4 protein-coding genes are annotated in these 3,230 nt (G+C 62.4%); all 4 read right to left on the bottom strand.

What is annotated here, in order from left to right:
• Positions 1-32 precede the first annotated feature (32 nt).
• Positions 33-170 carry a hypothetical protein gene (locus tag ACFWUY_RS41075; RefSeq protein WP_384121977.1) on the bottom strand — a complete coding sequence of 46 codons (138 nt, stop codon included), beginning with the start codon at positions 168-170 and terminating at the stop codon, positions 33-35.
• Between the two features lie 72 nt (positions 171-242).
• Entirely contained in the window at positions 243-857 is a 615-nt protein-coding gene (locus tag ACFWUY_RS41070; RefSeq protein WP_384121975.1) for a transposase, read from the bottom strand.
• Positions 767-1,294 carry a winged helix-turn-helix domain-containing protein gene (locus tag ACFWUY_RS41065; RefSeq protein ID WP_384121973.1) on the bottom strand — a complete coding sequence of 176 codons (528 nt, stop codon included), beginning with the start codon at positions 1,292-1,294 and terminating at the stop codon, positions 767-769. Before ACFWUY_RS41065 ends, ACFWUY_RS41070 begins: the two co-directional genes overlap by 91 nt.
• A 794-nt stretch (positions 1,295-2,088) precedes the next feature.
• Positions 2,089-2,535 (bottom strand): hypothetical protein, encoded by a 447-nt coding sequence (locus ACFWUY_RS41060; RefSeq protein ID WP_384121971.1) that lies wholly within the window; start codon positions 2,533-2,535, stop codon positions 2,089-2,091.
• Positions 2,536-3,230 lie beyond the last annotated feature (695 nt).

The following is a 3,230-nucleotide window of genomic DNA, read 5'->3' as shown; positions in this document are numbered from 1 at the left end:
TGGACATGCCCATCAAGCAGCCCCGACAGCGATCAGTACCACGATCGAGCGATCACGAACACAGAGAAGTCGGACTCAACGACCACTGAGAGCGCGTCATGAACCGGATTGTCCGTGTTCAGGACTGCCGCGAGCACGTCGGCTACGTCGGCAGGCAGGCTCTCGGTCATTCCGTCACCGTATCTGACCAGCAACTTTGACTTGACCGTGCCGGCCAATCGCCGCTCGGCCAGCCATTGCGTTCACGCGTCCAGGGCCAGGCCGGTGCCGGCGAGACAGCCGTTGATGACGTCCGGGCGGTACTGCACCATCTTGAGCCTGCGCTTGACGGCCCGGGTGATCTGGCCAAGGTCGGCTGCGGCGAGGTTTCCGATGTCGCGCTTGACCAGCGACCAGATGCCCTCCTGCGGGTTCAAGTCCGGCGTGTAGCTCGGAAGCTGGAAGACCGTGAGCCAGTCCGCGTGGTCGGCGATGAACTCGCGCAGTGGCTCGACCAGGTGCATGCGCAGGTTGTCCCACACGAGCACGATCGGGCCGCCGAGTTGGATGTGCGCTCTGACCAGTAGGTCGCGCAGGTCGCGCCAGCCGATGCCCTTCGGCTCGCCCTTGCGGCCTCGGTACTCGCGGACCGAGTAGAACATCCTCGACCGCTTCCCCGGCTTGTAGCAGGTCAGCCCGGCCATGGACACCCGGCCCGAGCCCCGGCCACGGACCCGGACCACCGGCGTTACGCCCTTGCGTCCCCAGCTTCTCGCGCGCGGCGGCGTCATCGACTGTCCGGCTTCGTCCTCGAAGACGATCCAGCCGTCACAGGCCGCCGCGGTGCTCTTACCCGCGGCCAGGTCTTCTTCTTCCACACCTCGACCACCGCGTCGTCGCGCTCGATCGCCCGCCGGGCGGGCTGCTGCCAGGACCAGCCGTGCCGCTTCAGCAGCAGCCACGTGCCCTCCACCGCGTAGCTCACGCGGAACAGGCGGCCGATCAACGTCTTGATCCGGGCAAGCGTCCACCGCTGATCGGCCCAGCCGTGGGCCAGCGGCCCGCGTTCCAGCCTCGCGATCTGCGCGTCGCTGAGCCTCGGCCGCCCCGGCGATCCCTTCGACAGGGCCCCCGCTTCGCCGCGCTCGCGCCACTGGCGGCGCCACCGCTCCACGAACCGCTCGCTGACCCGCAGCGCGGCAGCGATCTCTCTGTTCTTCTGCCCGCCCTCGAAGCGTTCCACGGCCTGCAGCCGCACCCGCTCCCTCGCGGCCCTCCTGGCGTCGGTCAACCCGCCGCCCTGTGCGTATCTCACGGTCCAGGGCTACCGGAGCGGACCGGCCTCCGTCAGGCGAACGGCTCCGACATCACCCAATCAAGTTCAGTAGTCGAAGAATTTCTGGCACTCCTTCAACAGCAAGTGGTCATCGAGTTCGGCACGAGGTCGGCAGTCGGTTCAGGTGCCGGTGATCACGGACAGCGGCTGCTGAGGACCGACCAGGCCGGGCTCCTGGCACGGAAGAAGGAGTGCAGCGCTACTGAATGAGCACGCTTGGCCATGGGCCTGATAGCTCTGTGTTTGCTTTATCGGCGTAGGGGCGCTCAAAGTTCGGCGCCGGTTGCCACGGACACTACTGATTTCGGATGGCGCTCCAGATGCCCCTGCAGACGTCTGGTCGCGGGACAACGCTAGGTATCTGGCAAGTTACGCCGCTTGATGGTTCTTTTGCCCGTATTGCTACATAGCTGGATCGGGAGAGTCTAGACAGCATCTAACGCAGTGGTCTTCGGCGGAAGTGTTCTTGATTGGCAACGTTGGCCCTCCCCGCTCAAGTAGGCTGCCGTTCCGGAGAGAGCTGCACTGGAGTCCACTTCTACCAGTTGCAGCGAAATAGATCGTTGTGCGCTCGTTCACGAATACGTCCTCGCGCAACCTCAAGGTCGCCGAACCAAACCGTGGTGAAGGATTCCAACTTCGGCTCCTGAGGGCCAGGTAGACGCCGCGTCGACACTGCGTGTCCAGAGCAATGACCAAGCTGAAGACTGGGCAGCGGACCATCACATCCGGATCACCTTCTGGAAAAGTTTGACCAGGGAGCCAGGGCGGCCCTAGCCTCGTTTTTCCAGGTCTGCGCGCATGGAGAGGAAGAGCTCGCTTGCCTCGCCGATGGTGCTATTAGGAAAATGTGCCACACCTGCTGTTCCGTCATCAGCCCATCCGCATAGCACGTTCCCGGACTCCGCCAGGGAGGCGAGCATGCATTCGACTGACCCGCCGAGAGGGCCTGCTTCAACGGGCTCCGCCTCCGGGCGTCCAAGCTCGAAGTCCCATTCGATGTAGTCGAGCAGTCCTCTCCACATGTATTCGCGACGCTTATTTGAATCCTCTGTCAGACCATCTACACCCAGGAATGTAATTTTGGCTTGACCTGATCCATAGTAATTCCTTACAGCATGCATGCCGGGCCCGACGTAGCCTGGGTCTGCTTCCGGGTGTTCGTCGTACTTCAGTGCGCGATCTTTCTTGATCCCACCGGCTTCAGGCGCATCGACCACGGTGCCGCGTGAAGCCGGTTCCGTTGATGAGATGATAGGACTTGGCGGCAGGCTATTGTCTGGCGTAGCAGGCACGGATGGGCCGGTTGGCGAGTTATATGGGGAGTCAATCGTCGACTCGGGCCCGCATCCAACCGCCACAAGGCAAACGGAAAGGATTGCACTGCTAATAAACAGCCAGCTTCGAGCGCGTCTCATTATTCACCTTACTGATTACCGGCAGCAACCACACATCAAGCGCTACCATAAGTGGAATCCCCGCTTGCCCGGATTGGGTTAAATGGATGGGCAATATCTCGCAATGCGCAATATACAGGGCGGGGTCGAATTCACGCTGGGTGATTACTACTCATTTTCAACGTTGCCGTGGCGTCCCAGAGGCCCCCGCTCCTGACTGTCAAATGCGTGCCCTCAACACCGGTGTCGCCGGTTTCCGACTGGTGCACTCTACTGGCCCGGTATGCGTTTCACAGGCCTCAGGGCTCTTCGCTTGTATCAGGTGGGGCGCCGGCGAGAGGGCGGTGCTCCAAAGAAGACGAGCAGGACCATCTGGCGACACCAAGCCATCCGGGCCTTGACCCCAGATGTTGGACACCGGAGAGACTTGGATCTTGATGGTCCAGGAGAACGGAGTCCCCGTGGGGATAAAGCACTACCCCGCCGAGTTCAAGACGGACGCGGTTGCGTTGTACCGG

Origin of the sequence: Streptomyces sp. NPDC058664, from assembly GCF_042716635.1 — a bacterium.
Lineage (GTDB): Bacteria > Actinomycetota > Actinomycetes > Streptomycetales > Streptomycetaceae > Streptomyces.
This window is presented reverse-complemented; position numbering and strand designations above follow the sequence as displayed.

Coding starts and splice junctions, on each gene's coding strand:
- ACFWUY_RS41075 (WP_384121977.1), bottom strand. CDS start 170: ATGACCGAGAGCCTGCCTGCCGACGTAGCCGACGTGCTCGCGGCAGTC.